This is a genomic window from Ilumatobacter sp. (genome assembly GCF_049588435.1).
Taxonomy (GTDB): domain Bacteria; phylum Actinomycetota; class Acidimicrobiia; order Acidimicrobiales; family Ilumatobacteraceae; genus Ilumatobacter_A.
The window spans coordinates 1-3,304 of record NZ_JBAVYV010000167.1 but is presented as its reverse complement, the minus strand read 5'-3'; the positions used below and the strand labels follow the sequence as shown (position 1 = coordinate 3,304).

The window sequence follows — 3,304 nt, the reverse complement described above, 5'->3', positions numbered from 1 at the left end:
CAGCTCGAACAGCTCCTCGGCATGGGGATGGAGGAGGGGATGGCGTCGGCAATGGGCCAGATCGACGAGGTGCTCGCTGATCTCGCATCGTTCGCCGCCGGCAGCGGCACCCAACACCGGATCCTGTCCGACACCCAGGTGCGCGTCTCGCGCCTCATCCGCGGCACCGTCGAGCAGGTGTGGCGAGCCCACCACGACCCCGAGCTGGTGCAGCAATGGATGCTCGGCCCCGACGGCTGGACCATGCCCGTGTGCGAAGTGGCCGGCGAAATCGGCGCCACCTACCGTTACGAATGGGAGCCCGGCGACGCCTCGACGAACGGTGAGCCTGGGCGCTTCGGCTTCGAGGGAGAACTGCTCGAATCCGACCCGCCGCATCGTGCGGTCACGACTGAACGCATAATCGGCGTCGAAGGGCCGGGCACCACCAACGAGATGACCCTCACCTCGCGCGACGACGGGACACTGTTGAGTCTCGTCATCACCTACCCGAGCGCGGAGGTCCGCGACATGATCCTCGACACCGGCATGGTCAACGGGATGGAAACCAGCTACGCCCGCCTCGACGCCGCCCTTGCCTGATCGCCATCGACGGCGTGATCGCTGACACCGTGGCGGTTCAGGCCGTCCGATCGCGGCGCAGCATGAGTCCGTCGAGGTAGCTGTCGAGTTGTCGGTGTGCGATGACTCGTTCGGCCGCGGGATCGAGACCGATCGCCAAGGGTCGACAGAACCGGATCGTCGCGAGTGCGATATCGGTGGCGGTGACGTCGTCGTCGATGGCGCCGTCGTGTCGAGCGGCGTCGATCAGCCGGTCGAGCAGGTCATGTGCGGCGCCGTGCCGGTCGGGCCAGGACACGTCGTCCAGGAGCGGGTGAATGATGTTGAGCGCCCCCAGGCCGATGTCGACGGTTGCATGTAAGTACCTGCGTAACGCCTCGCTCCCGGTGGCGGACTCGGCGAGGACGGTGTTGCCCTCCTCGACCGTACGGTCGAGGACATCGAGCACGACCGCACGCAGGAGATCCTGTCGGTCAGGGAAGTGCCGGTACAGGGTCGCGATCCCCACTCCGGCTCGTTGAGCAATGGCATCGCGCGACGGTTCGCCCCCGATGTCGAGGATCAGTTCGATCGCAGCGTCGAGGAGTCCTCGGCGGTTTCGTCGAGCGTCCGCTCGGATGGTCGGGTCGTTCGAAGGGGTGTCGACATGAGTCACGAAACGGAGTATATTCCTCCACTTACAGAAGTCCACCTCAATACCCACGGAGCGCAGTGTGAACGGTCACGATCATCACCACCGGACCAAGACGATCGCCGACGCGATCGCGGAGGCAAGCGACACCGACCTCGTCCCGGTGACGTTCGAGCAGTGCGATCACATCATCGGACCGTTCTTCCACGGCACGAAGGTCGCCTTGGATCCCGGCGATCTGCTCGTAGCGGGTCACCTCTCGAACTACCACGACGGACGCGTTGCCAACCACGTCTACTTCGCCGCACTGCTCGAACCAGCCGTCTGGGCAGCCGAGTTGGCGACAGCGTTCGCCGGGAGCGATGAGCGCGGCCGCGTCTATGTCGTCGAGCCGACCGGTCCGTTCGAAGACGACCCCAACGTCACCGACAAGAAGTTCCCCGGCAACGTCACCCAGTCCTACCGAACCCGGCACCCGATGCGCATCATCGACGAAGTGGGGATCTGGGATCGTCACAGCCCTGATGTGCTCCAGGGAATGATCGACAACATCGTGCGCCTGCGTGAGCAGGGCCTCGACGTCATCGAGGACTGAGAACCGAACATAACATCGACAGCTTTCCGTTGCCCGGTGCGGTGGGAGCGTGGAGGTCGCAAACGGCACTCTGCGCCGGCAGGCGCGGGGCGGCCGCTCGTTGTCCCATGTTCAGTCACAACTTAAGCTCGCGGCGTGGGTGTCCTGACCTTCAGCATCAACGTCACGCTGGACGGCTGCGTCGATCATCAGGAGGGAATCGCCGACGAAGAGACACACGCGCTCTTCACTCGCCTGATGGACGAAAGCGGGGCGATGCTCTGGGGCCGCGTCACCTACGAGATGATGGAGAGCTACTGGCCAACGGTCGCTCGCGGCGACGAGGAGGCGCCGCCGGCGATGCGCGAGTGGGCGGTCAAGCTGGAGGTTAAACCGAAGTACGTGGTGTCGTCGACACGATCAGACTTCCCGTGGACCAATAGCCACCACATCGCCGGGGATCTTCGCACAGGCGTGCAGGCACTCAAGGACGCGACCCCGGCCGGCGTGCTCCTCGGTAGCGGCAAACTCGCGACCGAGCTGGACCGGCTGGATCTGATCGACGAGTACCGGCTCGTCATCCACCCCAGAATCGCCGGTCACGGCCCGACCCTGCACGAGAGCGGGCTGCGCAGCACCCGACGGCTCGAGCTGGTCTCGGCGAATCCGCTCCGATGCGGCGCAGTCGCCATGCACTATCGACGCGCCCACTGACATAGCTCGCTGATCTGCTTGACGTGCGCAGCATCTGCCGCTCTCACGAGTTCAGCCAAAGTCGTCATCACCACCAGGGCTGCGGGATTATGGAGCGGGGTCCGGACCGCCGGGAGCGCACCATAGATAGGCGGCGTCGCTCGCGTTCGTCGCGTCGTCCTGACTGTCAGTTGGGTGCGGTGATGCCGAGCCGTCGGGCGGCGCGTTGAGCGGCGGCCGGGCCCGCGAGTTGGCGGAACAGGAGCAGTCCGTCGATCAGTGCGATGGCGGTCTCGGCTTCGACTTGTCGGTGATCGTCGTTGCCGTCGATGAACTCCTTCGCCCAGGCAATCCATGCGGCGACAAGGTCGTGGAGCAGCGTCGCATACGGTTCGAGGCCGGTCACGGCGAGTCCGTTTGCCTCGAAGAACAGTGCGAAGACCGGGTCGGCTTCGGCGGTGGCCAGGATTGGCCACGCCACTTGGAGGAGTTCCAGGTGGTCGGCAACGCGGGTGCTGAAGGCAGGGGCGAGTGTTGCCTGGAGCTGCATGCCCATGGCGACAAGCACTTCGGTGATCAGGTCGGTCTTGGTCGGGAAGTAGTAGACGACGGTTCGATCGTTGATGCCGAGGTGTTTGGCGACGCGGCCGAACGACAACTGGCTCAGACCATCACGAAAGGCGGTGTCGAGCGCACCCATGAGGATCTCGTCTTTCGTGTGCTTGTGTCCCATTCGAGGTTGATTGTAGCGATCACTACGAGTACGGTGTGTAGCAGTCACTACACATCCGCCTTTCAATGACACGGAGACCACGATGACGACGCTCACCGCCGAAGCCGCCAGC

The 3,304-nt window shown here is 64.5% G+C and carries 5 protein-coding genes; 3 read left to right on the top strand and 2 right to left on the bottom strand.

The features are described from left to right. On the top strand, positions 1–582 hold a 582-nt coding region (locus WBV89_RS06145; protein WP_423980455.1), incomplete at its 5' end, for an SRPBCC domain-containing protein. Positions 583–619: 37 nt separating this feature from the next. On the opposite strand, the gene WBV89_RS06140 is transcribed toward WBV89_RS06145, so the two are convergent. Further along, entirely contained in the window at positions 620–1,216 is a 597-nt protein-coding gene (locus WBV89_RS06140) for a TetR/AcrR family transcriptional regulator (protein WP_423980454.1), read from the bottom strand. A gap of 139 nt (positions 1,217–1,355) precedes the next feature. Here WBV89_RS06140 and arr point away from each other — a divergent pair, with 139 nt between their 5' ends. Continuing rightward, entirely contained in the window at positions 1,356–1,787 is a 432-nt protein-coding gene (arr, locus tag WBV89_RS06135; protein ID WP_423980456.1) for an NAD(+)--rifampin ADP-ribosyltransferase, read from the top strand. A gap of 135 nt (positions 1,788–1,922) precedes the next feature. Beyond that, positions 1,923–2,480, top strand: coding sequence for a dihydrofolate reductase family protein (locus WBV89_RS06130; RefSeq protein ID WP_423980453.1), 558 nt, complete (start codon positions 1,923–1,925; stop codon positions 2,478–2,480). A 166-nt stretch (positions 2,481–2,646) separates the two neighbouring features. On the opposite strand, the gene WBV89_RS06125 is transcribed toward WBV89_RS06130, so the two are convergent. Next, positions 2,647–3,192, bottom strand: coding sequence for a TetR/AcrR family transcriptional regulator (locus WBV89_RS06125; protein WP_423980452.1), 546 nt, complete (start codon positions 3,190–3,192; stop codon positions 2,647–2,649). Positions 3,193–3,304 lie beyond the last annotated feature (112 nt).